At 55.3% G+C, this 25,689-nt stretch carries 21 protein-coding genes; 8 read left to right on the forward strand and 13 right to left on the reverse strand.

The genetic code is table 11. The annotated features are described in order from the left end of the window. Nucleotides 1-2 precede the first annotated feature (2 nt). The 3 genes from MIM_RS16040 to MIM_RS16050 all read left to right on the forward strand — a co-directional run bounded on the left by MIM_RS16040 (nt 3) and on the right by MIM_RS16050 (nt 3,811). Nucleotides 3-1,286, forward strand: coding sequence for an iron-containing alcohol dehydrogenase (locus MIM_RS16040; protein ID WP_025373776.1), 1,284 nt, complete (start codon nt 3-5; stop codon nt 1,284-1,286). 282 nt (nt 1,287-1,568) lie between these two features. Further along, a complete protein-coding gene (locus tag MIM_RS16045) occupies nt 1,569-2,942 on the forward strand; it encodes an MFS transporter (protein ID WP_042070435.1) in 1,374 nt (457 codons plus the stop codon). Nucleotides 2,943-2,992: 50 nt separating this feature from the next. Beyond that, nucleotides 2,993-3,811 carry a sterol desaturase family protein gene (locus MIM_RS16050; RefSeq protein WP_025373778.1) on the forward strand — a complete coding sequence of 273 codons (819 nt, stop codon included), beginning with the start codon at nt 2,993-2,995 and terminating at the stop codon, nt 3,809-3,811. 126 nt (nt 3,812-3,937) lie between these two features. On the opposite strand, the gene MIM_RS16055 is transcribed toward MIM_RS16050, so the two are convergent. The 9 genes from MIM_RS16055 to MIM_RS16095 form a co-directional block, all read right to left on the reverse strand. Further along, nucleotides 3,938-5,410, reverse strand: coding sequence for an N-acyl-D-amino-acid deacylase family protein (locus MIM_RS16055; protein WP_025373779.1), 1,473 nt, complete (start codon nt 5,408-5,410; stop codon nt 3,938-3,940). 65 nt (nt 5,411-5,475) lie between these two features. Beyond that, complete coding sequence (locus tag MIM_RS16060; RefSeq protein ID WP_025373780.1) at nt 5,476-7,146, reverse strand: ABC transporter ATP-binding protein; 1,671 nt, start codon at nt 7,144-7,146, stop codon at nt 5,476-5,478. Further along, nucleotides 7,143-8,051 (reverse strand): ABC transporter permease, encoded by a 909-nt coding sequence (locus MIM_RS16065; RefSeq protein WP_025373781.1) that lies wholly within the window; start codon nt 8,049-8,051, stop codon nt 7,143-7,145. The genes MIM_RS16060 and MIM_RS16065 overlap by 4 nt, the downstream gene beginning before the upstream one ends. 9 nt (nt 8,052-8,060) lie before the next feature. Continuing rightward, on the reverse strand, nt 8,061-9,002 hold the full coding sequence (locus MIM_RS16070; protein ID WP_025373782.1) for an ABC transporter permease: 942 nt from the start codon (nt 9,000-9,002) through the stop codon (nt 8,061-8,063). 7 nt (nt 9,003-9,009) lie between these two features. After that, the gene (locus MIM_RS16075) at nt 9,010-10,605 is read right to left on the reverse strand and encodes an ABC transporter substrate-binding protein (RefSeq protein ID WP_025373783.1); all 1,596 of its coding nucleotides are present in this window, start codon (nt 10,603-10,605) and stop codon (nt 9,010-9,012) included. Between the two features lie 88 nt (nt 10,606-10,693). Further along, complete coding sequence (locus MIM_RS16080; RefSeq protein ID WP_025373784.1) at nt 10,694-11,941, reverse strand: D-amino acid dehydrogenase; 1,248 nt, start codon at nt 11,939-11,941, stop codon at nt 10,694-10,696. A 13-nt stretch (nt 11,942-11,954) separates the two neighbouring features. Further along, nucleotides 11,955-13,631, reverse strand: a complete 1,677-nt coding sequence (locus MIM_RS16085) for a thiamine pyrophosphate-dependent enzyme (protein WP_025373785.1) — start codon at nt 13,629-13,631, stop codon at nt 11,955-11,957. Next, a complete protein-coding gene (locus MIM_RS16090) occupies nt 13,628-14,290 on the reverse strand; it encodes a TetR/AcrR family transcriptional regulator (protein ID WP_025373786.1) in 663 nt (220 codons plus the stop codon). The genes MIM_RS16085 and MIM_RS16090 overlap by 4 nt, the downstream gene beginning before the upstream one ends. Further along, complete coding sequence (locus MIM_RS16095; protein WP_025373787.1) at nt 14,277-15,206, reverse strand: DUF6963 family protein; 930 nt, start codon at nt 15,204-15,206, stop codon at nt 14,277-14,279. Before MIM_RS16095 ends, MIM_RS16090 begins: the two co-directional genes overlap by 14 nt. A 422-nt stretch (nt 15,207-15,628) precedes the next feature. On the opposite strand from MIM_RS16095, the gene MIM_RS16100 reads away from it, so the two are divergent. Genes MIM_RS16100 through MIM_RS16110 form a run of 3 tightly spaced genes read left to right on the forward strand, consistent with a single transcriptional unit; the run spans nt 15,629 to nt 18,746 of the window. Next, on the forward strand, nt 15,629-17,461 hold the full coding sequence (locus tag MIM_RS16100) for a glycine betaine ABC transporter substrate-binding protein (protein ID WP_025373788.1): 1,833 nt from the start codon (nt 15,629-15,631) through the stop codon (nt 17,459-17,461). Then, on the forward strand, nt 17,458-18,342 hold the full coding sequence (locus MIM_RS16105) for an ATP-binding cassette domain-containing protein (protein ID WP_025373789.1): 885 nt from the start codon (nt 17,458-17,460) through the stop codon (nt 18,340-18,342). Before MIM_RS16100 ends, MIM_RS16105 begins: the two co-directional genes overlap by 4 nt. After that, complete coding sequence (locus MIM_RS16110; protein WP_025373790.1) at nt 18,339-18,746, forward strand: TfoX/Sxy family protein; 408 nt, start codon at nt 18,339-18,341, stop codon at nt 18,744-18,746. The genes MIM_RS16105 and MIM_RS16110 overlap by 4 nt, the downstream gene beginning before the upstream one ends. 61 nt (nt 18,747-18,807) lie before the next feature. On the opposite strand, the gene MIM_RS16115 is transcribed toward MIM_RS16110, so the two are convergent. The 3 genes from MIM_RS16115 to MIM_RS16125 form a co-directional block, all read right to left on the reverse strand. Continuing rightward, nucleotides 18,808-20,772, reverse strand: coding sequence for a TRAP transporter large permease (locus MIM_RS16115; protein WP_025373791.1), 1,965 nt, complete (start codon nt 20,770-20,772; stop codon nt 18,808-18,810). Then, nucleotides 20,769-21,392, reverse strand: coding sequence for a TRAP transporter small permease subunit (locus MIM_RS16120; RefSeq protein WP_025373792.1), 624 nt, complete (start codon nt 21,390-21,392; stop codon nt 20,769-20,771). Before MIM_RS16120 ends, MIM_RS16115 begins: the two co-directional genes overlap by 4 nt. 212 nt (nt 21,393-21,604) lie before the next feature. After that, nucleotides 21,605-22,759, reverse strand: coding sequence for a TRAP transporter substrate-binding protein (locus MIM_RS16125; RefSeq protein WP_025373793.1), 1,155 nt, complete (start codon nt 22,757-22,759; stop codon nt 21,605-21,607). A 311-nt stretch (nt 22,760-23,070) separates the two neighbouring features. Between MIM_RS16125 and MIM_RS16130 the strand changes: the two genes are divergently transcribed. Together MIM_RS16130 and MIM_RS16135 are read left to right on the forward strand one after the other, a co-directional pair. Then, a complete protein-coding gene (locus tag MIM_RS16130; RefSeq protein ID WP_025373794.1) occupies nt 23,071-23,727 on the forward strand; it encodes a GntR family transcriptional regulator in 657 nt (218 codons plus the stop codon). Nucleotides 23,728-23,801: 74 nt separating this feature from the next. Next, nucleotides 23,802-24,980: an NAD(P)/FAD-dependent oxidoreductase gene (locus tag MIM_RS16135; RefSeq protein ID WP_025373795.1), complete on the forward strand. Its 1,179-nt coding sequence runs from the start codon at nt 23,802-23,804 to the stop codon at nt 24,978-24,980. Nucleotides 24,981-24,997: 17 nt separating this feature from the next. Here MIM_RS16135 and MIM_RS16140 read toward each other — a convergent pair whose 3' ends face one another. Then, a complete protein-coding gene (locus tag MIM_RS16140; protein WP_025373796.1) occupies nt 24,998-25,579 on the reverse strand; it encodes a flavin reductase family protein in 582 nt (193 codons plus the stop codon). Between the last annotated feature and the right edge of the window lie 110 nt (nt 25,580-25,689).

The following is a 25,689-nucleotide window of genomic DNA, read 5'->3' on the forward strand; positions in this document are numbered from 1 at the left end:
GTATGAATATTGATGACCATCTGTTTTTCTGCGCGCCATCTCGTCTGATCATCAGGGAAGGAGCCAGACATGATCTGCCTGCCCTGCTGGCCAAACTGGGCTATCACAACGGCATACTGGTTACCGATCATTATTTCGCAGAACACACGCCATGGGTCAATGAATATGTGCAGGCTGCCCGCCAATGCGGAATTAACACTTTCGTCTATAGCGGCGGCGAACCGGATCCCTCCACAACATTGTGTGACCAGGCGACCCGGCAAATACTGGCTCAGACGAAAGGCCAGACCCCTGACCATGTCATTGCGCTGGGCGGTGGCAGCAATATGGATCTGGCAAAAGCACTCACATTGACGCTACGCAGCAACAAGCCGGTGGCCTGTTATAAAGACGGCATTGGCGAAGACGAACCACTGCCTTTTATCGCCATGCCAACTACTTCAGGCACAGCCTCGGAAGTCACCCCTGGCGCCATTCTGATAGACCCTGACAATGCCACAAAGATTGCCTTGATGGATAATCGCTTACGGCCATTTATTGCACTTGTGGATCCAGCGTTCACCTATACCTGTCCCCCACGCGTGACTGCCGATGCGGGCATCGACGCACTGATCCACGCCATCGAATCCTATGTCACCATGGACTCAAAGCAGTTTGAGCGCAACAACAATCCGGACCCTGGCTACAGCGGACGCACCCACTTGAGCCAGATGTTCGCCCGGGAATCCATGATTCTTTGCGCCCGGCATCTGCGACAGGCCTATCAGAACGGCGCTGATACACAGGCGCGCATCGGCATGAGTTATGCCAGCGTATTCGCGGGCCTCTCTTATGGCAGTGCAGGCTTGAACGCGGTACATGGCATCGCGTACAGCATCGCCGGACTGACCCATGAAACCCACGGGCGCACCAACGCCGTTATCCTTCCGTACGTGCTGTATGAGTTGCGCGACGCGCGCGCGCAGGAGCTCAAAGACATAGCAGCCATCTTCGGCGCCACGGAATCGGGGCAGGACACAATTTTGCAGCTGGCGCAAAAACTGCAGACGCTGGTCAGCGAACTGGGCATTCCCAATAACCTGAAAGATTTTGGCATCAAGGAGTCCGATCTGCCGCGCCTGTACACCGACGCCATGGACGTGACCCGCTTGCGCAACGCCTTCCCGGTCCCGGATACATCAGCATCGTACCTGCGTATTATTGCGAACGCATGGGCTGGCGACTTCTCAGATACGCCGAACGCTGTTTTGCAGCAGGCACAGGAAAATCTTGTCGCTTACGAATAAAAGGTTGTGCCGAGCGGGCCGCTTAAGCTTGCCCGCTCATCGCGTCCCCAAGAATCAAATCCATAAGTGACGGCGCAGCAGCAAATCAGCACCGCTTTCCCCTTTCGGTCAGCTTAAAAAAATAAAGCAGGCCCGCACGACATTCCCACAACGCCCCATTCCTCCACGCCCCAGGCTCAATGACTGCACCTATCGCATTATCACATTCATGATATATTTCTATTGCATTTCAGTAATATATCAGTTAAATTCAAAAAAAATATATTGATAAGGAGACTGGACATGGCATCAATACCAATTACGCCGTCGGACATTTCAGGCCGTATAGAACGGCTTCCGATGACAAGTTATCAAACCAAACTATTCTGTATTATCGCGACCGCATGGTTCTTTGATTCGATGGATCTGGGCGTCATGACCTTTATTCTGGGGTCAATCAAGGCCGAATTTGGTCTGAGCATTGCCCAGACCGGTGTTGTGGCTAGCGCCAGTTTTCTTGGCATGCTGCTCGGTGCCGCTGTCGCCGGCATGTTAGCTGACCGGTTTGGCCGCAAACCTGTCTTCCAGATCAGCATGGTGTTCTGGGGGCTCGGCAGCCTTTTCTGTGGTCTCTCGACCGACGTCAACATGCTGATTGCCAGCCGCATCGTACTGGGTTTCGGCATGGGCATGGAATTTCCGGTCGGGTTATCGATCGTCTCGGAAATTGTTCCCGCCAATCGACGCGGCAGATATCTGGCCATTCTGGAAGGTTTCTGGCCTATTGGTTTCATCTGTTCCGGTCTGCTCAGCTACCTGCTGCTGGACTCGATAGGCTGGCGGGGTATTTTCTTTGTATTGGCAGTACCGGCAGTGTTTGTGTTCTATATCCGCCGTCAAGTGCCGGAATCGCCGCGCTGGTTGTCTGACTCCGGTCAAAATGAAAAAGCCGACAGTGTGATGACGTCCATGGAAAACCATGTGCGCAAAACCCTGAACAATAAGGAACTGCCTCCTGTTGTTCCGCTGCCGGCGGCTGCCGCCCAGTCTGCTACGGGCTCCAGTTTTTCAGAGTTGTGGAAAGGTGAATACGGACGCCGCACACTGATGCTGTGGATTCTGTGGTTCTTTGCACTCATGGGCTATTACGGCCTGACCAGCTGGCTGGGCGCGTTGCTGCAGCAGGCGGGTTATGAAGTGACCAAATCCGTACAGTACACCGTCACCATTTCACTGGCAGGCATTCCGGGTTTTATCTTCGCCTCCTGGATCATCGAGAAAATCGGCCGCAAGCCTACCTGTGTCCTGTTGTTGCTGGGCAGCGCCGTTTCAGTCTATATCTACGGGCACGTGGCCAGCGTCCAGGGCGAACTTCACTACCTGATGATGTCCGGCATGTTCATGCAGTTCTGTCTTTTTGGCATGTGGTCCATTCTGTACGCCTACACCCCTGAACTGTATCCCACTCGCATTCGTGCCACCGGCGCCGGATTCGCCTCTTCCATCGGTCGGCTGGGTTCGTTCGTAGGACCTTTTGCCGTGGGCTTACTGCTGCCGGTGACCGGACAAACCGGCGTGTTCACGCTAGGTGCGGTCTCGTTCATCATCGCTGCGGCGGTTGTGATCTTCCTGGGTGTAGAAACCCGTGGCCGGGCCCTTGAAGATATCTCCGGCTAAAGCACCGGACATTGATTGGCAATTGAGATTTTATTTCAGGAGTAATAATTATGATGACCGAAAGACAAAGAAAATTTCGCGAACAATATAAAAGCGATATCAGTCCCCTGTATAACGGCCTGGTGCATATCGGCGTAATGTATGCAGTCGGCATAGCAGCAGTCATCTACTGTTTGTCGCAACTGACCACGGCCACCTGGGAGTATTTATTGATTATTCCGGTCTTCCTGGCGGGCAATTTCGTGGAGTGGGCCATGCATACCTACGTGATGCACAAGCGCATCAACGTCTTTGCCCTGCGCGCCATTTATGAACGGCATACCCGTCAGCATCATCAGTATTTCACTGATAATGATATTACGATAGATTCAAGCCGCGAGTTCAGAATTGTCTTCTTCCCATGGCGGGTATTGCTCACGCTTGGCGTCGGCGGCCTTATCCTGGGTTATCTGGCGTCCGTCATTATCAATCCCAATGCCGGTTATGTGGTGTTCCTGACCATGGTGCTGCAATACCTGGTTTACGAAACATTCCACTACTGCTGCCATGTACACGATAACTGGTTTGTCAGGAACGTGCCCTTTATCAACACCATTCGGCGCCATCACACGGCCCATCACAATATGGGACTGATGATGCATTACAACATGAACCTGACTTTCCCGATCGCAGACTGGTTCATGAAAACCAGCGATCTGGACCGCGGATTGCTTGGCCACCTGTTCAACGGCTACAGTGAAAAACATATCAAGGAAGAGCTCAAACCGATCATCAGGAAATATCGAAACGATGATGCCAGCGTGACCCTGGACGGGCCCAACCTCACGTCGGACGAACAGAGCGTACTGAACCGCGCCATGGCGCGTTGATCCGGGTACCTGATCCCGGATGAAAAACGTGCCTGTATCGGCCCGGCACGGGCTTGATACAGGCAGCCTGGCTATTCATCAAGACACTGCGTACACCCTGCTTCCGGCATCGGATGCAGGGTTTTGTTATGACGCGACCGGAACCGACGCTCCCTGGCGACGCAACACCCTGCCCGGGCGTTGTCCGCTGGGTTTGCCATCCTCCCAGACGATCTGACCATTGACCAGGACCGTATCGATGCCAATGGCAGCGGCCACAGGCTGGGCGAAGGTTGCCGCCTCATCCACCGTTTGCGCATTAAATAGCGTCACATCTGCAAACGCCCCTTCCCGCAACACACCACGATCTGCCAGGCCGAACTTGCTCGCCGTCAAACCGGTCATTTTATGCAGTGCCTTCTCCAGGGAAAACAGCCCAAGACCACGGCTATAATGCCCCAGCACCCGGGGAAAGCTCCCCCATAATCGGGGATGCGGTTTTTCATCATGGGGCAGACCATCGGAGCCGATCATTGTGTCATCAAATTGCAAAATGCGCTGCACATCGGCATCATCCATCCGATAATAAATCGCGCCGGCGGGCAGCAGCTTCTCAATGGCCTCTTCGGTGCTTACATTCAGTCGGCTGGCAATCTCCGTCAAATCCAGGCCGGCCATCTGCGGCAAACCTTTTGACCAGGTGACCGTGACCCGTGTCGAATTGGCCACCAGCCTGGCCGACAGGATCGTAGAAGAGGCGTCATAGGGATAGCAATCCAGGCAAATCGGCTGTCTGGTCATATGCTCGGCAATATATGCCAGCGTTTCAGCTGAGCGGCCGTGATTCTGCACGCCAACCACTTTATGGTGTGAAATAACGACGGGCACGCCAACTTGGCGGCCGATCAGGAACGACTCTTCCAGTGACTCGATGACACGATCGCCCTCATCACGCATATGCGTACAATAAATGCCGCCATAACGCGCCAGGGGGGCACAAACCTCGATCACTTCCTGTGTCGGCGCCGCCACCGCCGGAGGATAGACCAGTCCGGTAGATACACCAATGGCGCCGGCCTCCATCGCCTCAGCGACCAGCGCCTGCATCGCCGATATTTCACGTGCGGTCGCCGCTTTGGTCACATCCTCCATTGTCGCGACACGAAGTGTCGAATGGCCGACCAGCATGGCGCAGTTGGTTGCGGCCGGGCGAGCACTCAGCTCGCTGACGTATTGCGCAAAGCTGCGGAACCGGAACCAGCCTCCCTGCTCATCCAGCAGATTCAAAGGCGGTGTAACCGGATCGGGGATGTCGCGCGGCATGGGTGCCAGTGAAATGCCGCAATTGCCACCAATGACGGTTGTGATTCCCTGGCTGACCTTGGGCGCCATATCACCATCGGACAACATCAACCGGTCATCGTGGGTATGGGCATCGATAAATCCGGGTGAAACAATCAGACCGCTGGCATCAATCACCTTGTCCGCTGTCGCCTGTGACAAATCTCCAATATGCGCAATGCGCTCGCCCGAGATGGCGACGTCGGCAGTAAAACGCGCCGCGCCGCTGCCGTCGACCACGTCGCCGTTGACAATCAGAACATCATAATGTGCATTCATTTCAGACCTTTAAAAATATTTCTCTGCTGCGCGGGTGCCGGCATCGGTTACACAATAAAAAACGTCTAGGCCACGGCTTCGGAGACAGCGCGGAAATGCTGAAAATCCCAGTGCCTGCCAGGAGCAGCATCAATCAGCGCTCGCGTATAGGGTTGCGTTGGCGCAGTCAGGACCGAATGCGCTTTGCCAGATTCGACAATGCTCCCCTGCTGCATGACAATAATTGAATCGCAAATCTGCGCCGCAACCCGCAAATCATGAGTAATAAACAGAACACCGACACCCGTACGCTCGCGCACCTTATCCAGCAGCGCCAGCACCTGTGCCTGTACAGACACATCCAGTGCGGAGACCGCCTCATCAGCAACCAGAATGTCCGGCTCCAGCGCCAGCGCCCTGGCAATGCAGATACGCTGACGCTGCCCGCCGGAAAACTGATGCGGATAGCGCTGCAAGGCGTCTTTTGTCAGACCGACCACCTGCATCAACTCTGCGGCCTTGACCAGAGCGACCTCTTTAGACACGCCAAAATTCAATAAACCCTCGATGATTGAATCGCCTACAGTGATGCGCGGATTCAGTGAACGATAGGGATCCTGAAAAACGATCTGGATACGCTGGCGAACCGGCCGCAACTGACTTGTCGACAGCCCGGCAATATCCTGTCCCTTAATCCGGATCTGTCCTGCAGTCGGCTGCAGCAGCCTGACAATACAACGGGCAACGGTTGATTTACCGGAGCCTGATTCGCCCACAATGCCAACAATTTCACCACGGTTCAAAGTCAGATTGATATCGTTAGCTGCAGTGATATGTCGTGATGCACCCAGCAACTTCTTTGACGCATAGGTTTTCATCAAGCCAGATACCTTCAATACCTGCTCTTCATTGTTGGGCTCACGCTGCCGGGGTACCAGGCTGGGTACCGATGAAACAAGCATGCGACTATAAGCGTGGGCCGGATCTCTCAGGATCGCATCGCGTGTCCCCGTTTCCATCACCTGACCCTTATTCATCACCACAATGCGATCAGCGATTTCTGCAACAACGCCAAAGTCATGTGTGATAAAGAGCACGGCCATATTGTTGCGCGTCTGCAATTCACGTATTAACAATAAGATCTGCTTCTGGGTGGTGACATCCAGCGCAGTGGTCGGTTCATCTGCAATCAGCAGGCGCGGCTGCAGAATCAGCGCCATGCAAATCACCACCCGTTGCCGCTGCCCGCCGGATAACTGGTGCGGATAGGCATCGTAGATACGTTGCGGATCGGGCATATGTACTGATTCGAGCATCTGCAGCACTGCCTGACGACGTTGTTTGGCGGACATCGTACGATGGATGCGCAACACCTCGTCAATCTGGCGTCCTACTTTCTGTACCGGGTTGAGTGCCGTCATGGGTTCCTGGAAAATCATCGACATCCTGGTCGCCCGCAGCTCGCGCAAGCGGCTGGCACTCGCCTGCAAAATATCCTCACCATCAAGTAGAATGCTGCCGTTGCAGGGCTGCAAACTATCCCGGCCCAGTAATCCCATCACTGTATAAGAAGTGACCGATTTACCGGATCCCGATTCTCCCACCACGCACAGTGTTTCGCCTGCGTGCACATCAAAGCTGATGTTATTGACAACACGTCTTTGCGTGTCCGCGCCGGCGACCTGCACCGACAGATCGCGCACCTGCAGCACCGGTGCCACTACATTTGCTGTATTGTTCATTGGGTCTTGATTCATGATTTTTTCACCATTCTCGGATCCAGCACATCTCGCAACACATCACCCAGGACATTGACACACAGCAAGGTCAGCGCAAGCAAAATGCCGGGATACAAAATCAATCCGGGCAGCAGTCGGAAATACATACGCCCTTCGGACATCATATTTCCCCAGGAGGGAATTTCAGGCGGCAGTCCGGCGCCCAGAAAGCTCAGGGTGGCTTCCGTCAGAATGGCTGCCGCAAAAATATAGGTTCCCTGGACAATCAGCGGCGCCACTGTATTGGGAATCATATGGCGCCATAAAATGGTGCGTACCCGGGTGCCCAGCGACTCGGCCGCTTCCACATAAGGTTCCGTGCGCACCGACAGGATCACCCCCCGTACCAGTCGCACCACTCGCGGAATCTCGGGGATGGTGATGGCCACCAGCACCGTGATCAGGCTGCCACCGGTCAGTGAAACCAGCGCGATTGCCAGCAAAATCCCCGGGATGGCCATGATTCCGTCCATCACCCGCATAATGATGCTGTCAGCAAATTTGAAATACCCGGCAACCACACCGATCAGCAGGCCGGCCGCCAGACTCATCACCGTTGCGCCGATACCCACAATCAACGAGACACGCGCGCCATAAAGCGCCCGTGAATAGGTATCACGCCCGAATGCATCGGTTCCCAGCCAGTGCGCCGCTGATACTTTAGCCAGGCGTTCTGTCGGATTGATAGCCACCGGGTCCACGGTACCCAGTAACGGCGCACAAACAGCCACGAAAATGATCAGCATAAACAAGACAAATGCAATCATGACGGGAATACTGCGCAAGGCGGCACGTAGCTGCTTCCACAATGACACCTGTTTTTCCGTTGCTTGCGGTTCTGAAGCCGGCGCCGGCAGTGTTTCTGAAGAGAGTTCAACAGTCATGGCAGTCCTTCAATAACGGATTCGTGGATCGAAAACCGTATACAACAGATCGACAATCAGATTGATCAGGATATACACGATGGAAAATAGCAGTATCAGGCCCTGAATCACCGGATAGTCGCGAGCGAGCACGGCTTCGACCACCAGGCGCCCGAGCCCCGGCAGATTGAACACTGACTCGGTCACCACCACGCCGCTGATCAGCGAAGCGATACCAATGCCGATCACAGTCACAATAGGCACGGCGGCGTTGCGCAAGGCGTGTCGCATCAATACCGCTTTTTCTTTCAGGCCTTTTGCACGCGCCGTGCGGATGTAGTCCTCACCCATGACTTCAATGATGCTGCTGCGCGTGATGCGGGCAATTAATGCGACATAAATGGCGCTCAGCGCCAGCGTCGGCAGGATCAGCCGCTGCGCGAAAGCCAGGAACCCTGCCGACAGCGGCTTGTAGCCCTGCACCGGCAGCCAGTCCAGCTGAATGGCGAAAAAATAAATCAGTAGATAACCAACCACGAAGGTGGGAATCGAAAAACCCAGCACGGAAAAACTCATGATCAGGCGATCCAGCCACTTTCCCTGACGCCAGGCAGCGATGACACCCAAAGGAATGGCAATGATCACCGTCAACACGATTGTTGAGATCGCCAGCGCCAGAGTCGGCCCCATTCGTCCGGCAATCATGTCCAGCACCGGTGTGCCGGACAACAGCGACACACCGAGATCGCCATGCAGCAAACGACCTACCCACACAACAAATTGCGTATAGATCGGCTGATCCAGCCCCATCGCTTGCCGGATTTGCGCCAGTTGATCCGCCGTTGCATCATCACCGGCGATAATGGCGGCGGGGTCTCCCGGCGTCAAACGCAGGATCGCAAAAATAACGATGGCGACCATCATAATGACCGGTAGCGTGGCCAGAAGCCGACGGGCGATATAGATAATCATGGCAAGCTCACTTATCGGACTTTTTCATATTCCAGAACACAGTGACAGGCGATGGCAGCACATCGGACAGCTTGGTGCTATACGCGGCGGGGATCAGAAATTGTCCCAGCGGCGCAACCACGCCTTCATCAATCACCTGCTTTTGCAACTGCGCAGTGATATCCTTGCGCTCGGCATCATCTTTCGCTCGCGCATACTTCAGCCGCAACGCCTCGATCTCGGGCACGTCGGGCCAGCCCGCCCATGCTTTTTTGCCATTGGAAGCGATGGTCGTATTGCCGAACGGATCTCCGCTGGTAGCCAGAATGCTGTATGTAGAAAAGATATTCCATCCGCCATCGGCCGGCGCTTTCTGGTTACTTTGCTGAGTCGCAACGGTCTGCCAGTCCATGGTCTTCATATCTACCTTGAAACCGGCCTTGCGCAAGGCGTCGCCGATCACCACCGGCTGAGCGGAGAGCATGGCGATATCGGTCGGCTGCAAAATCACAACGGGCGTACCATCATAGTTGGCCTGTTTGAGTAAAGCCTTTGCTTTCTCGATATTGGCGGGCACAACGATATCCTTGCCATAGTCGTTTTCATTCGGATTGCCACAACCGAACACCGCCGCGCAGGGTTTGTAGTACTCAGGATTGCCAACCAGCGCCTTCAGCACATCTTCCTGTCCGACCGCATACATGGCGGCCTGGCGAATCAAGCGGTTATTGAAGGGCGCATGCAGATGATTGAACCGGAAGTATGTCCAGGCGCCCAGTTTATCCAGCACCTCAACCTTGATATTGTCCTGATCCTGGACCATGGGCAAGAGATCAAACGGGACTTGCTGGATAAAATCAATTTCATCATTCATCAGCGCATTAATGGGCGTCATCTGGTCTGGCATGGCCACCCACTGCACCTGCTCGACGTTCACCACTTTTGCCCCTGCGGTCCAGCTGGCGGGTTCGCTACGCGGCACATAATCATCATTACGTTCGTACACCACCTTAAGCCCGGGCCGGAACGCTGACTGAACGAACTTGAACGGCCCGGATCCGATATACTCGGTAATTGGCTGGGAAGACGGCGTCTGGGCAATACGCCTGGGCATCATGAACGCAGGCCGTGAACTGAGTTTGCCCAGTCCCTGAAGTAATAAAGAGGTCGGTTCCTTCAGGCTGATTTCAAATACTTTGTCGTCGACAACCCTAATATCATCCACCATGGTCATCAACACCTGACCGGTAGAATCCTTTTCGGCCCAGCGCTTAATGGAGGCGACACAGTCCTCTGATGTCACCGGCGCGCCGTCGTGCCATTTAAGACCGTCCCGCAGGGTAAAGGTGTATGTCTTACCATCGTCCGATGCCTTCCAGTCCGCCATTTGCGGCTGAATCTTGAAGTTCGCGTCCGTTCCCAGCAAGGTGTCATAAATCATATAGCCATGGTCCCGGGTCATGAAGGCGGTGCTGATAACCGGATCCATCACGCGTAATCCGGACTGCATCACGGCCGTCACCGTTTGCGCCTGAGCGGCCGGCGCGCACGACAAAGCGGCAGCCAATGCCATACCCATTGCCACACTTTTCAAAGCGCTCAATTGCTTGGCCTTGTATATCATGGTCTATCTCCTGTATTCGATATAAGGGGGCTGGCTCAGTTGACAGCAATTCAATCCTGGCCAGTACATGTGCTGCAACACCCCTGTTTTAAGGGGCGAAAAGCCTATCGGCAATGGGTGCCGAATCGCCTGAAAGCCGATTCGCCAGCAAGGCGGCGCTGCCCGCGGCAAGCGTAAAGCCCAATGCGCCCTGGCCGGCGTTCATCCACAAATTGCGCAAGGGCGTACGGCCAATCAACGGTTTGCTGTCCGGACGGGCGGGACGCAGCCCCGCCCACGCTACAGGTTCGCCTGCAGGATGCAATGCGGGCAAATACCGTTCAGCCGCCTGTCTCAGGCTGGCGATGCGACCCATCCGGATCACGCCCGATGTATCGCCAATATCGACCATGCCGGCAATACGCAAGCGGTTTCCCACACGGGCATAGACAACCTTATTATGTACGTCGCTCACACTGACATGCGGCGCCTCGCTTTGTGCAGTGAGTTCGTACGTCAGGCTGTAACCTTTCAGCGGATAAATATGGGGATTGAAGCCCGCCTGGCGCCCCAGCATCTGTGCACCAACGCCGTTGGCGATGACATAAGCATCGGCCTCCATATCGCCCGACTGTGTCTGCAACCGCGTCACCTGACCGCGCTCATGATGCAGGCGCACGACAGGAGTGTTGTAAACAAAATCAACCGGTCCGGCTCGCTGACGCAGCACCCGCTCCAGCTCAAGGCATAGCTTCATGCAATCGCCGGCGTCTTCGCTCTGCGTAAATATGCCGCCCACAATCTGCTGCTCAATACCACGCAATGCGGGCTCCAGACGCACACATTGCTGGCGGTCCAGCGCTTGCTGCTGCGCGCCCAGCGTCGCCTGATAGTCCATCTGCTTTCTGGCGGCGTCATACGCTGCAGCATCCTGATACACCAGCAACTTGCCGGAACGGCTGAAATCAAATGTCAACATGTCATCCGTCATCAGTTGATGCATCATTTGTCTGCTGTACAAACCCAGCGTCAGCAGCTCAGCCGTTGTCTGCCGGCTTTTGCGACTGCTGCAGGCAGCCAGAAATGCCATCGCCCAGCGCCATTGCTGCGGATCAGCACGCAAGTGCAATGACAGGGGTGATTGCCTGTCAAACAGCCACCCCGGCAATTTGCCCAACACCGCCGGCTCGGCCAGCGGCGCAACGAAGCTGTAACTCAATTGGGCGCCATTGGCCATGCTGGTCATCTGCCCCGGACCCGCACATGCATCCACGACGGTGATCCGATGTCCTTTTTGAGCCAGATAATATGCGCTGGTCATGCCGATGACGCCGGCGCCGATCACAATAATGTGCATTTGCGCTCCCGTATCATCGGCCCGAACGGGCTCGTTCGCGCAATTGTGCGATCGTTGCTGCCGCCGATATATGTTGCAAACTGGTGCGTACCGAAATAACAGCAGCCTGTCCGCTGGCAAGTGCCGTGCGTAGTGCCGCCTCAATCTGCGAGCTGTCCTCTACCGCAATGCCGACGGCGCCGAAATTACGTGCCAGCGCAGCAAAATCAGGATTGCAAAGATCCGTGGCGCTCACCCGCTCAGGAAAATGCTTTTCCTGATGCATGCGGATCGTGCCATAGGCGCCATTGTCCGAAATAATCAGTACCGGATGTGCTCCGTACTGAAGAGCCGTCGCCAGCTCGTTCCCTGTCATTAAAAACCCGCCATCGCCGACAAAACAGATGACCTGTCGCTCCGGATGGCGCAAACTGGCGGCAACGGCGGCCGGCACGCCATAACCCATCGCGCCTGACGATGGCGCAACCATAGCCCTGCCTGCGCCAAACCGCAGCAGGCGCTGTACCCATCCACCGAAGTTACCGGCATCAATCGTGACAATGGCGTCATCGGCCAGCAACTGGTCGGCTGCCTGCACCACACTCGAAAACACCACGCCGTCGGCAGCATCGGACGGCCCTTCCCACTGTCTGAGAGATTGCGCCACCTGATGCAGTTTTTTGCTCCAGGCCTGATGCGCTTCATCGATTGCGGCCGGTGCGCTATTGCTCAGCGCCTCCAGAAATGTGGTCGGGTCAGCGACCAGCCCCAGATCCGTCCTGCGCAGGGCCCCAAGGGCATCCGCATCCGGCCAGACGTGAATCAGCGGTTGTTGCGGCTGAGGCGCCGCAGGAAAGCAATATCCCTGAGTGGTCACATCGCCCAGACGGGTGCCCACAGCGATCACCAGATCGGCTTCGGCCACCGCCTGCGCCAGCGCCGCCGGTGCGCCATAGGCCAGATGTCCGGCAAACAACGGGTGGTTATTATCGAGCAGATCGGCATGCCGCACCGCCGTCGCAACCGGTATGCCAAACGCTTCAGCCGCAAGCTGCAACGCCTTGCATCCGGCCGCATGTTTAAGCAGTCCGCCGGCAATGAACAAGGGACGACGTGCCTGTGCAATCATGCCCGCCACCTGTTTGAGCGAGGCCTCCGACGCGCCTGCTTTCGGTAACGGCAAACGGTATGCGCGCTCAACCTCGATCACATCCTCCAGCATATCTTCCGGCAATGCCACGATCACCGGCCCTGGCGTGCCGCTGCAGGCTCGATGAAATGCCGTGGCAACCTGATCGGCCAGCCGCTGCGCATCATTGATTTCCACCACCCACTTGGCCATGCTGCCGAATACCTGTTCATAATTGACCTCCTGAAACGCCGCCATATGGCGATGTGCTCTTTCAACCTGGCCTATGAATATAATCAGCGGAACAGCATCCTGCTGCGCCGTATGTACGGCGATCGCCGCATTCATCGCGCCCGGACCGCGGCTGACCAGCGCGATACCCGGCCTGCCGGTAAGCCGCGCGTCGGCCAGCGCCATAAAGCCCGCGCCGCCTTCATGGCGACACGTCACCACCTTGATGCCGGCATGCGCCGACAGGGCATCCAGCGCACTTAAATAACTCTCGCCAGGCACACAAAAAAACCGGTCCACCTCATGCGCACTTAACACATCGATCAATACATCTGCTGCTCTTTGCTTCATTGTCTGCTTCCAGGTAAATATCCTTCACTCTTACTTCGTTCCAGATCGGCCAACGCCTGCGTTCGCAGGTTTTCAGGAAATCCGGCCTGAATAATCTGTTCAAGCGCCGCATACAGTCGCTGCCAGCCAGCATTCGTCCTTAGTGACACCCCCAGAAAATGGCTTTCTGTCTTGGATCGCAACATCATGTACAGCACCCCGGCCAACATAATGCTCACGACTGCCGGCACGTCCACTTCCTGTGTCAACCCGTCTACCCGATCAATAAACGACCGGGCCGCCTTCTCGCGTCGCTGCGCCAGCTTCTCGGTCACCTCGTTCACTTCAATCAACTCCCAGCGTCGGATTTCCCGCAGGCTTTCGCTGCCTGCGAGCGCCTCGATCTGGGCATGCAACATCGACAGAATCAGGGTAGCGGGTGTCTGCTGGCTGGACTCTTCATCCCTGAGCAGCCCGGCGCGCGCAGTCCAGAAATCCTGTTCCTGCATCCAGACCAGTAACAGGCCAGGCAAACCATTGAAATAGCGGTAAATCAGTTCCTTGCTGACCCCTGCCCGTTTGGCAACGGCATTGACGCCCACGCCCACCATTCCCGTTTCATTGATCTGCTCTTCCAGCGCGTTTAAAAGCTTTCGTTCTGTGTTTTCACGACGCGACATGCATTGACCTTCGCATGACGACCGTTGCCGAAACGGGATCCAGACTGCGCACGACACAGCCATCCTCTACCAGTCCGATCAGCTCGCTGATCGTGTGGCCGATCAGACGACCGGCTTGCCAGACCGGCGTCCCCAGATACGCTGCCGTAAAACGTCCTGATATATCCGACACCGGCGCTGCCGCCGTTTCAATCAGGGCAATCTGCCCTTCCGAATCAAGCTGAATCCTGTCGTTTTGCGCCTGGCGCAGCGCAACGGCCTGCGGCATAGACAACAATTGATAAGTACCGGCCTCGCCGCTCAAAGCCTGCCAGGCCAGACTGCCTACCGCCTCCGCCATATCACGCATGAAATAAATTGAGTTATGCAGAATGGCCAGATTCCTGTCTCCTGCGCTGCGGGCAAAGCTGCCCAGATCCGCTCTTGCAGCCACCCGCTGACTATTGCCCCAGCCGATATAACCCTGAGCATCAATAGCGATCAATCCCGCGTCGCTTTGGGCATTCGCGTGCAGCACCGCATCCACGGCGTGCTGGGGCATTTCTCCATTGGCCAGACGCCGCAACACGGCCCGATTCAGGGGCTCGCCATCGATTCCCGCACGATTGGGCAAGCGATGACCGGTGACCAGCCCGATACCATCAAAGCCGGGCAGAAATTGCTGCAACGGCTCGGGTCTGTCGGGTCCGCTGGAAATCGCTGCGGCCCTTGTAGCCTGCAACCATTCGTCCGGAATCGCCAGTTTGCCGATGCCTCCGTTTTGGGTCACACAGTGGCATACCCTGCCGTCGTGCAACATTGCCGCAAAGACGGCAAAGCCGCCTATGGCGCCTCTGCCCAGCAACTCTGCGGCAAGCACACCTGCACGTACTGATTCTCCCGCGTTGGCGCCACTGGCGGCGATTCCAATTGTCATAAACGATCCGTTGCAAAGTCCATTGAGCGATAAAACATATGCCTCATGCCAAATGTGACCGGGTGGTCATATTTGAATGCTAACACCATGAGATTGGAAATAACAAGTGTAATTTTCTAGGGAATACCCCAATCAGGCAGCGTGCTCAGAACGCGGACTTGTCAACTGCAGTGAAGTGTCTGGCTACCTATGCCAAGCATTTTTCATGCCAGCCTGCAGGTACGTTTTTGTTGCATTTTTTATTGCGCTATTCGCTGGTCCTGCCCTGAAGGTATACTCGAACGTGAGATCGCAACCCCCAGACATCGTTATCAATCGTCAGCAGATGACGTCAATTTACGTCAATTTGCCGCTAAAGCCTTGCACCATTGCCAAATGCCAGTTGTAATGAAGTGATCTAGCAAATCGCAAGGGTCCGGCCAATGGTACAGCGCATCGTTTTTGTTTTTTTGCTCCTCTTCAGTGCGCCCGCACTTGCTGCGTGCGCCAGTCCGGTCAAATTCGCCGCGCTGACCTGGGAAAGCGGTCAATTCACCAGCGCGGTATTGCGCCTGATCACCGAACACGGCTACCGGTGCAAGACAACTGAAGTTCCGGGATCGGGCCCTGCCCAGGAAAATGCCCTGGCGCAGAACGATATCCAGGTCATTGGCGAAGTGTGGGTCGGGCGCTCCGAAGTGATGAATAAAGCGTTGCAGGAGAAGAAGGCCGCCATGGTGGGCGACACGCTCAAAGGCGGTGCACAGCAGGGCTGGTATGTGCCCGATTATGTCTGGGAGCAAAACCCGCAACTTCGCTCCTATCAGGATCTGGAACGGTTTTCACACTTGTTTCTGGATTCAGCCAGCGGCCCCAAACCACGCTTTATGAACTGCCCGTCCGGCTGGACATGTGAAATATTCAATACCCGCCTGTTGCATACGACGGGTCTGGACAAGACGTTCGATAATGTTCACCCGGGAACAGGCGCTGCACTGGATGCGGAAATTTCCTCTGCCTATGAACAGAAGAAGCCCCTGCTCTTTTATTACTGGCAGCCAACCGGGCTTATGGCTAAATACACATTCAAGGCGCTGACGTTTCCGGAAAATGAATCAGAATGCTGGAACAGTCTGCTGGAAAAGGACGGCGACAAGAATTGCGTTACCGGCTTTCCCGTCTCCAATCTGTCGGTTGCCGTTTCCACCCCCTTCAAGGAACAGCATCCGGATCTGATGCAATTCTTTGAAAAAATCCAGTTCACGCCCGATCAACTGAACGGCGCCATTCTGCAGATGACAGAAAGCAAGCGTGACGGTGCGCGGCAGGCGGAACAGTTCATCAAAGACCATCCCGAGGTGTGGCAGGCTTGGGTCAGCCCCGAAGCCGCCTCCCGATTGCAAGCGTGGACGGGGCAAACAACAACCGCAAGCAGCATCTTCCCAGACTGGTCCATACAGGACCGGCTCAATAGCGGTCTCAAGTCGCTGGTGGGCAGCTATGGCGAGTCGTTTCGACAGGTTAGCGGCTTTCTGACCCGCTACCTGCTTAGCCCAACGGTGCAGGCCCTTGCCGCGATTCCGGCCTGGCTGATGATTCTGCTTACTGCAGCCCTGGCCTGGCACAGCACACGTTCCATTATTTTTGCGGTGGCCTGCGCTATCGGGCTTTACGTGATCGGCGCCTTCGGCCTATGGGTGGCATTGCTGCAGACGCTGGCGCTGCTGATTTGTTCGGTCATTATTACAGTCGTCATTGGAATACCGATAGGGATATTCGTCGCCGGGCGACCGCGCGTGTACCGCGTGCTGCAGCCGGTGCTGGACGTCATGCAAACCATGCCCAGCTTTGTCTATCTTATTCCGGTGCTGATGCTTTTTGGGCTGGGCAATGTGCCCGCACTATTTGCAACAATCATTTACGCCATCGCGCCACTGATTCGCCTGACGGCGCTGGGTATTTTACAGATCAGTCGCGAGATGCATGAAACCGGCACCGCGTTTGGCACCAATCGCTGGCAAATGCTGCGCTGGGTCATTCTGCCGCTTGCCAAACCCAGCATCATGGCGGGTATCAACCAAGCCATTATGATGTCACTCTCCATGGTCGTACTGGCCTCCATGATCGGCGCACCGGGCCTTGGCGAACGGGTACTGGAGGCGGTGCAAACACTGAATGTCGGCCAGGGCGTACAGGCCGGTGGCGCCATTGTGATCCTGGCGGTCATTATTGATCGCATCACCCAGGCTTACGGTAACCGCAGGAGAACACGATGAATCCAGAAGTCATAGATCATCTCCCGGGCACGGTGCCAACCGGCGCAGGCAGCCCGGACATAGACCAGCATTTCATCCGTCTGCAGAATATCAATAAAGTGTTCGGCGAACGCCATAGCAAGGCCATGAAACTGCTGCAACAGGGCGCGGAGAATGAACAAATCGCGGCTGAAACCGGCTGCCATGTGGCGTTAAGAAATATCAATCTGGATATTCCTTCCAATGGTATTTATTGCATCATGGGGCTGTCTGGCTCCGGTAAATCCACGCTGCTGCGCCATATCAATCGCCTGATTGATCCGGACACCGGCACGGTTCACATTCAGGATGTAGACGTGACCGCCCTGTCCATTCCGGAACTGCAGAAATTTCGCCAGAAGCGCATTGCCATGGTCTTTCAGCACTTTGGCCTGCTGCCGCATTTCACCGTCCAGCAGAATGCCGAATTTGCCCTGCGCGTGCGTGGCGTTCCCAAACGCGAGCGTGCCGAGCAGGCGCGTTACTGGCTTAACGAAATGGAACTGTCCGGCTACGAGACGCACTATTATGACGAGCTCTCCGGCGGCATGCGCCAGCGCGTCGGTCTGGCGCGCGCGCTGGCGGCCGGCACTGACATTCTTCTGATGGACGAACCCTTTTCCGCACTTGACCCACTGATCAGACGCAAATTACAGACACTGTTACTGGATTTGCAGGACCGTCTGAATAAGACCATTGTGTTTATTACCCATGATGTGGAGGAAGCCAGGATCCTTGGCGGCACCGTTGCCCTGCTCAATCAGGGCCGGCTGATTCAGCACGGCAGCCTGGCGCAAATGGCCTCCAATCCCGCCGATGAGTACGTGGCCAGCTTTTTAACCTCATCTACAGACGTATCATGAGTGTGTCCAGAGACTTTCTCGAGTACGTGCTGGATCTGCTGGCACCGCTGGGGCCGGTGACCACGCGCAGAATGTTCGGCAGTGTAGGCCTGTATCTGGACGGACGGATGTTTGCCATTGTCAGCGGCGAGGAGCGCTTCTATGTCAAGCGTGATGATCAGACTCAGGAACAGTTCGAGCTGGCGGGCTGTCTGCCCCTAACCTACGCCAGGAAAGAACCAGACGGCACCACAAAGACCATCGAGCTTTCTTTTTATGCGCCGCCCGAATCCATCCTGGACGATCGCCAGCAAATACTGAAATGGGCGCAACTTGGGGTGGAGGCGGCCGCACGTGCACCCGAAAAACGCAAGCGCAAGCCTTCCGGCGGCTCTCCTGCTGCGTCATACCGGCGCCGCAAATAATCTCAATTGACATTGGTCTGTGCTGTTCAGAGCACTCCGCACCCCGAACAGCATCGCTCCATCAGTACAGTACCTCTGGCAACCACAGTCCGATTTTAGGGAAGAGATACAACAGAATCAGTGCAAGTATCTGCAAGCCCATGAAGGGCAGCATCCCCAGGAATATCTGGTTCAGCGTCACGTGCGGCGGTGCGACGCCCTTCAGATAAAAGGCCGACATGGCCACCGGTGGCGAAAGAAACGCAGTCTGCAAATTCAGCGCGACCAGAATGCCGAAGAACAGCGGATCAATATTGTAATGCGCCAGTAAAGGCAGGAATATCGGCATGAAGATCACAATAATTTCTGTCCACTCCAGCGGCCAGCCCAGCAGGAAAATCACAATCTGCGCCAGTATCATGAATTCCACCGGCGTCAGGTCCATGGAGACAACCCAGTTATTGATAATCTCCTGTCCGCCCAGCAAGGCAAAGGCGGCAGAGAAAATACTGGAGCCGACAAACAGCCAGCACACCATCGCGCTGGTTCTGGCCGCCAGGTACACCGACTCCTTGAGCATCGGCATATTTAGCCGGCGATAGCACAGCGCCAGCAGAATGCCACCGAAAGCCCCCATGGCTGCCGCTTCTGACGGTGTGGCAAAGCCAAAGACAATACTGCCCAGTACCGCCAGAATCATAATAGCCAAAGGAAAGAACGACGCCAGCAGCATTTTGAATATTTCCAGCCTGGCAAAGGTGAACCATGCGTAAAACGCCATCATCAGCACCAGTCCAACCGCCAGCACAATCCAGAAGGTCGGCGCCACCGCTGGTGCATCGGTACCGGATCCGGTAGATGCGGCTGCATCCGAATCAGACGGAAGGGGCCTGGCACCCGGCGGCTCCGCTACCGCCCCCGGAGGTTCAGCGACGCCCGAGGATGGTTCAACCAGACCCGCAGCAGGTGGTTCGGCAAGAGACCCCGGTGGTTCAGCCAATCCTGAACCGGGCGGTTCCTGCAATGAACCGGCATATTGCAGGGTTGACGTTTCATCAAGCGAACCCAGTTGCGTGAGCGTACTGGCCTGTTGCGCACTCGGCATGGACAGCGTGTAGCTCAGCCCGATAGCGCAAACGAACAGAACAGCAGGAATCAGCGTGATGAACAGTTGCTTCAGTATCACAACCGTTGAAATACTGCTATTGCGCTCACCCTTTAGTGCACGCAGCAAGCCAGGCAGTGCCTTATTGCTGAAACGATTTTTAATGCTGGCAGCGAATTCTGGAAGAGGAATCCTGCGCTCTTGCTCCGACAGCGGCGGCGCCCAGGCCGGTTTGATCTTTGCCACCAGAATGATATACAGGACGTACATACCAGCGAGCATAATGCCTGGAAAAAATGCAGCCGCATATAATTTAACCACCGACACACCGGCCACGGCACCATACACAATCAACAGCACCGATGGCGGTATCAGGATGCCAAGACAGCCGCCGGCGGTAATCACACCCGCCGACAGTTTGATGTCATAACCCGACTTGAGCATCGCTGGCAGCGCCAGCAAACCCATAAGCGTCACCACTGCCCCAACAATCCCGGTAGCCGTCGCAAACACCGCGCAGGTAATCACGGTCGCCACGGCCAGCGATCCGGGGATTTTCGCCATCACCAGATGCAGGCTTTTGAACAGTTTCTCTATCAGGTTGGCGCGCTCAACCAGGTAGCCCATAAAGATGAATAGCGGCACGGCAATCAATACGTCATTTGTCATCACCGCATACGTGCGCAACACCATCAGATCCAGCGTCTGTTCGATGGCCAGCTTAGGTCCCATTCCCCGATAGGCAAACAGCGTGAAGATAACGCCCATACCCATCAGCGTAAATGCAGTGGGGAAACCAAGCATGATGGTGACCACAATCAACGCCAGCATCAACAAGCCCAGATGGCCATTGGTAATATCGGCGGGGGCTGGCATGAAAACAACCAGCGCTGCCACAATTGCAATCAATATACTGATACCGAACCAGGCCTCTTTTCTCATGCCTTATCCCCCTGTGTTGCGATGTACTGATCGACTTCCTGAATATCCGCATCCGTCACATTGACCATGTCTTTCAGTTTGTCCACATCCACCTCTTCAACGTCGATATCCCTGGAGGGCCAGTCGCCATCGCGCAAACACTGCACGCAACGCACAACCTCCACAATGCCCTGCAGAATCAACGCAAAACCGGCAATCGGAATAATCGCCTTGAAGGGATAAATCGGCGGACCATCGGCGGTGATGGTTGAATGCTCATTAATGGCAAAAGACTCTGATGCATAGGCATATCCAGCCCACACCAACGCAATAACGCCGGGGAAGAAAAACAGGATATACAGAATGAGATCAAGCAAGGCCTGCAGGCGCGGCGGAAAAAAACCGTAAAGTACATCGCCTCGCACATGGCCGTTCTTGCCCAATGTATAGGCTCCAGCCATCATGAACAGCGCACCATACAGCATGTTCATGACATCAAATGCCCAGGCATGCGGACTTCTGAAGGCATAACGGGAGAACACTTCGTAAGTGACAAACAGCGTGAGAATCAGCGCACACCAGCCGAACAGCTGTCCGATCCAGGTATTGACCTGATCAATACGGTGGAGGATTTTTTTCATCAACAAACTCCTGGGACAGAGTATTAAACAATCCCTTGCGTCAAATGCCACTTGTCATACACGCAGCCGCACACATGACCATAGAAAAAGCACCCTGAATCTGCCAGTCAGACAATCCCATCCAGACCGCATCCGGCTTTCTCGACCCGCTCATCAACGCAACAGGAACCAACCGGCGCCAGCACCTATGGCCGGCGCCATCCGTCGGCAGGCTAGCCCGCTGCCTTTTTCACAAAGTAATGGTTGTATGCCATACGACGATTGTTATTGGTATCCATATCCCAGGCCACGGCCCGCTCGGCGAATTTACGTTGCGACTGTTCAATTTCCTTGAACAGGGCGTTGTTCTCCGCTTTCTTGGCAATGATGTCGTCCCAGGTGGTCAATTGCTGCTGCAGGATCGCATCCGGTGTTTTGTAGAATTTGACGTTATCCTCTGTTTTGAGCTTGATGTAATCCTGGGAATAACGGTCTATCGCTTTCCACGACATATCGGCCGAAGCAGCTTCAACCGCATTCTCGATAATGGCCTTCATTTTGTCGGGCAGCGCGTTATATTTGTCCTTGTTGAAGGTAATTTCAAATGTCTCGGACGATTGATGAAAGCTTTGCAACATGCAGATCTTCGATACATCCGGGAAGCCCAGCAGGCGGTCGGACGATGCATTATTAAACTCGGCGCCATCCAGCAGGCCGCGATCCAGCGCGGGTACAATTTCGCCACCAGGCAAGGCATTCACCGCCGCCCCCATGGCGGTGAACAAATCAATCGCCAGACCGTTGGTGCGAAACTTTACGCCCTTCAAATCATCTGCCTTCGCAATCGGTTTCTTAAACCAGCCCAGCGCCTGCGTTGGCATGGGACCACTCAGAAAAGAGACGACATTGCCCCCAATGGATTCGTAGAGTTTGGCCAGCAATTGCTTGCCACCACCATATTTATGCCAGGCCAGCAGCATATTGGCGTCCATGCCGAATGCCGGTCCCGATGAAAACAAGGCCAGCGCATTCTGCTTGCCGTAGCTGTAGCCCAGAACCCCGTGTCCGCCATCCAGCGTGCCCTTGGACACGGCGTCCAGCAAGGCAAACGCCGGCACCACGGCCCCGGCAGGAAGCACTTCAATCCGTAGCTCGCCACCGGTCATGTCATTGACTTTTTTCGCAAAATCGTTGGCATACTCGTGGAAAATATCGACCGTTGGCCAGGTACTCTGAAAACGAAAGTTGGTGGGTGTCTGTGCACTGACAATGGCGGGGAACCCCATCCCCGCTGCGGCGACTGAACCGGCGGCTGCGCCTCCCAGAAACTGCCGACGTGATGAGGTGGGTGTTGCTGTCTGACGTTTTTTCGCGATGCGAGTTGTCATGATTGTCTCCTTTTGTACCTGTAATCTAATCATTGTTTATCGTTTTTCATACATGTTACAAACTGCGACTGCAATGAAGTTTATACGCACAGATTCCGGCGTTGTCAAGAATATTCAGATATTTGTAAGCGCATTTGCTATTTGCTGATTTTCCCTGTAAATCGTTGGCGCCCGTTTACCGTACCCTTCCCCTCTCATCTTCAGTGTCGGTGCATTGCACCACTATCGGCAGCACATGAATTTTGTACGTATCGGTTTTAAAAAAATGCTAATATTGGATCCAATTTAGGATTCAATATAGAGCACAACCAGTGAGCAACCTTTTAAACAATCCCGTTACCCTGTCGGCAGAATCCGTCACCAACCAGATGCGCGCCCTTATCCTTGATGGCTCACTGGGAATCGGGGTGCAATTGAAGCAGGAGGCACTGGCCCGCCGGTTCGGTGTCAGCCGCATTCCAATACGTGAAGCGCTCAAGCGCCTGGAAGCCGAGGGATTGGTGGAACATACGGCACATCAGGGTTCCGTAGTGGCCTCAAGGTCCATCGATGATCTGCTGGAAACGCTGGATATCAGAATCGGGCTGGAATCGCGCGCTTTGGTGCTGGCCATCCCAAATATGACACCTGCCATACTTAGAAAAGCCGAGGCCATACTTGCCCGCTATGATGCCAGTGACATGCCCGGCGAGTGGTCAGAGCTGAATTTGGCATTTCATCTGTGTTTGTACACACCTTGTGGCAGACCGCGGCTTTTGTCGATGATCGAAAGCGTGGTCAGAAGTGCCGACATCCACTTGCGTGCGCAGCAATCAGCAGCCATCGGCAGAAAATCTCCGCAAAAGGATCACCGCGCCCTGCTGGAGGCATGCAAAGCGGGTAACGCAGAACGGGCCAGAAAGCTGCTTGAACGCCACATTGCGCAAACCCAGGACGCACTGCACAAAGCCCGCCCGGCAGCGGTCTAAGACTGCAGCAATACCAACAAACAATCCAGGCAAGGTGCATTTGCCGCCCATTTACCTCCTTACCGCCCTTTAACATGCCCACACATCCACACCTGTTTGACGTTGCCATTATCGGCGGCGGCATTATCGGCTCAGCCACTGCCTATTATCTAATGCAACAAGATCCGCAACTGTCGGTTTGCGTCATTGAACCGGATCCGGGTTACGAGCTGGCCTCGGCCCTGCGCTCCTCGGGAGGCTGCCGCGTGCAGTTTACCGGCGCAGAAAACATTGCCATGTCGCTCTACAGCATAGACTTCATCAAAAACTTTGAACACACCATGGCCACAGCAACGCATCCGGCTCCGGTGGACTGGGTCGAAGGTGGCTATCTATTTGTCGTTCCGCCGCAAGACACGGCAAATCTGGAGAGAAATGCGCGTTTCCAGCAATCCCAGGGTTGTACCCTCGATCTGCTCTCACCCGCAGAGTTAAAAGACCGATTCCCGGCCATGTATGTGGACGATCTGGGTGCGGGCGTACATACACCGCATGATGGCTGGTGCGACCCCTACGGATTGCTTTGGGGGTTTCGCCGCAAAGCCATAGAACTGGGCGTGCAATACATTGCTGAGCGAGTGGTTGCTGCCGATCACGACGCCGTTCAGGCAAAATCGGTCACCCTGGGCAACGGTCAGATAATTCGCGCGACGTCTTTTGTTAACGCCACCGGCGCCTGGTCCGGCGATGTTGCCAAATTATTCAATATGTCATTACCGATAGTGCCAGTGCGACGCTTCGAACATTACTTTACGCCAGGCAGCCACGTAGGCCATTTGCCCTATGTGAAGGATACGGCCAGACTGGCCTTTCGCTCCGAGGGTCAGGGTTATTCGGGAGGGCTGGTAGATGGCAACGTGCCACGTGGCTACCATTTCGAAGTAGATCACAAAAACTTCGAAGAAGTCGTGTGGCCGGCTGTTGCCCATCGCTTTCCTGCCTTTGAGGCGGCCCGTTGCCATCGCAGCTGGGCCGGGCTGTATGAGGTCAACGAGCTGGACGGCAACCCGGTAATAGGCGCATGGAACGCACGCCTGCCCAACCTGTATACCGTAGCAGGTTTCTCCGGTCATGGCATGATGCACGCACCGGCAGCCGGCCGCGGTATTGCAGAACTGATTATTCATGGTCGCTTCCAGAGCATAGACCTGTCGCGCCTTGGCTACGAGCGGGTTGAACAAAACGCGCCCTATCCTGAACAGGGCATTTTGTAACCGCCCTCCTGCTCCCGCTATTGCTCGTTCACAACAATTTCGTCGCCGATCGCATAAAACTGACCGCCGGCGATATAGTGCAACGTACGCAAGGCGGGATCGGCACTGGCAAATTCCCAATGCCCGCTCCGGAACACGCGACTGTCGGCCCAGGCACCGATAACTTCAGCAATAAAAAGATCGTAGCTCGTCTGATTATGCGGCTCCGGAATCAGCTGGCATGCCAGCCATGCAGCGCAGCCAGCCACAAAGGGCAAATCTTCAAACCCGGTCATATGAAATATCTCTACGCCAGCGGTTTGCAACTTACCAGGTTCGTCGTTCAGACTATGATTGCCGACGTAATGAGTCAACTGCGCCTGCGGAACGGTCGGTAACTGCACGACAAATCTCCCTTCCCTCTCTATAAGCTCACGCGTGCGTGTGCTTTTATCCAGCACCACCGTCAGCTTGGGCGGCGAAAAATCCAAACCGCAGGCCCACGCAGCTGCCATCACATCCTGCTCGCCACCGCTAGCGGCAGACACCAGGGTTGTGGGGCCATGATTAACAAGGCGATACGATTTTTCCAGTGGAACGGCTTGGATATACTGATTCATGATGCATCCTGCAAGTAATAATGTGCTGCGGTTTCCGATCAGTCTTGACGGGTTTGACCCCAGCCGGTTTTATAGAAATGAACGCCCCGTTCACTTTTAGTGAAGTCAGC

Source organism: Advenella mimigardefordensis DPN7 (assembly GCF_000521505.1).
Classification (GTDB): domain Bacteria; phylum Pseudomonadota; class Gammaproteobacteria; order Burkholderiales; family Burkholderiaceae_B; genus Advenella; species Advenella mimigardefordensis.

Excerpts from the sequence above, each read along its gene's own strand:
- MIM_RS16045 (WP_042070435.1), top strand. The coding sequence starts at position 1,569 with ATGGCATCAATACCAATTACGCCGTCGGACATTTCAGGCCGTATAGAA.
- MIM_RS16110 (WP_025373790.1), top strand. The coding sequence starts at position 18,339 with ATGAGTGTGTCCAGAGACTTTCTCGAGTACGTGCTGGATCTGCTGGCA.
- MIM_RS16070 (WP_025373782.1), bottom strand. The coding sequence starts at position 9,002 with ATGATTATCTATATCGCCCGTCGGCTTCTGGCCACGCTACCGGTCATT.
- MIM_RS16060 (WP_025373780.1), bottom strand. The coding sequence starts at position 7,146 with ATGAATCAAGACCCAATGAACAATACAGCAAATGTAGTGGCACCGGTG.
- MIM_RS16085 (WP_025373785.1), bottom strand. The coding sequence starts at position 13,631 with ATGAAGCAAAGAGCAGCAGATGTATTGATCGATGTGTTAAGTGCGCAT.
- MIM_RS16065 (WP_025373781.1), bottom strand. The coding sequence starts at position 8,051 with ATGACTGTTGAACTCTCTTCAGAAACACTGCCGGCGCCGGCTTCAGAA.
- MIM_RS16105 (WP_025373789.1), top strand. The coding sequence starts at position 17,458 with ATGAATCCAGAAGTCATAGATCATCTCCCGGGCACGGTGCCAACCGGC.
- MIM_RS16055 (WP_025373779.1), bottom strand. The coding sequence starts at position 5,410 with ATGAATGCACATTATGATGTTCTGATTGTCAACGGCGACGTGGTCGAC.
- MIM_RS16135 (WP_025373795.1), top strand. The coding sequence starts at position 23,802 with ATGCCCACACATCCACACCTGTTTGACGTTGCCATTATCGGCGGCGGC.
- MIM_RS16095 (WP_025373787.1), bottom strand. The coding sequence starts at position 15,206 with ATGACAATTGGAATCGCCGCCAGTGGCGCCAACGCGGGAGAATCAGTA.
- MIM_RS16140 (WP_025373796.1), bottom strand. The coding sequence starts at position 25,579 with ATGAATCAGTATATCCAAGCCGTTCCACTGGAAAAATCGTATCGCCTT.
- MIM_RS16075 (WP_025373783.1), bottom strand. The coding sequence starts at position 10,605 with ATGATATACAAGGCCAAGCAATTGAGCGCTTTGAAAAGTGTGGCAATG.
- MIM_RS16080 (WP_025373784.1), bottom strand. The coding sequence starts at position 11,941 with ATGCACATTATTGTGATCGGCGCCGGCGTCATCGGCATGACCAGCGCA.
- MIM_RS16100 (WP_025373788.1), top strand. The coding sequence starts at position 15,629 with ATGGTACAGCGCATCGTTTTTGTTTTTTTGCTCCTCTTCAGTGCGCCC.
- MIM_RS16040 (WP_025373776.1), top strand. The coding sequence starts at position 3 with ATGAATATTGATGACCATCTGTTTTTCTGCGCGCCATCTCGTCTGATC.
- MIM_RS16090 (WP_025373786.1), bottom strand. The coding sequence starts at position 14,290 with ATGTCGCGTCGTGAAAACACAGAACGAAAGCTTTTAAACGCGCTGGAA.
- MIM_RS16115 (WP_025373791.1), bottom strand. The coding sequence starts at position 20,772 with ATGAGAAAAGAGGCCTGGTTCGGTATCAGTATATTGATTGCAATTGTG.
- MIM_RS16120 (WP_025373792.1), bottom strand. The coding sequence starts at position 21,392 with ATGAAAAAAATCCTCCACCGTATTGATCAGGTCAATACCTGGATCGGA.
- MIM_RS16050 (WP_025373778.1), top strand. The coding sequence starts at position 2,993 with ATGATGACCGAAAGACAAAGAAAATTTCGCGAACAATATAAAAGCGAT.
- MIM_RS16125 (WP_025373793.1), bottom strand. The coding sequence starts at position 22,759 with ATGACAACTCGCATCGCGAAAAAACGTCAGACAGCAACACCCACCTCA.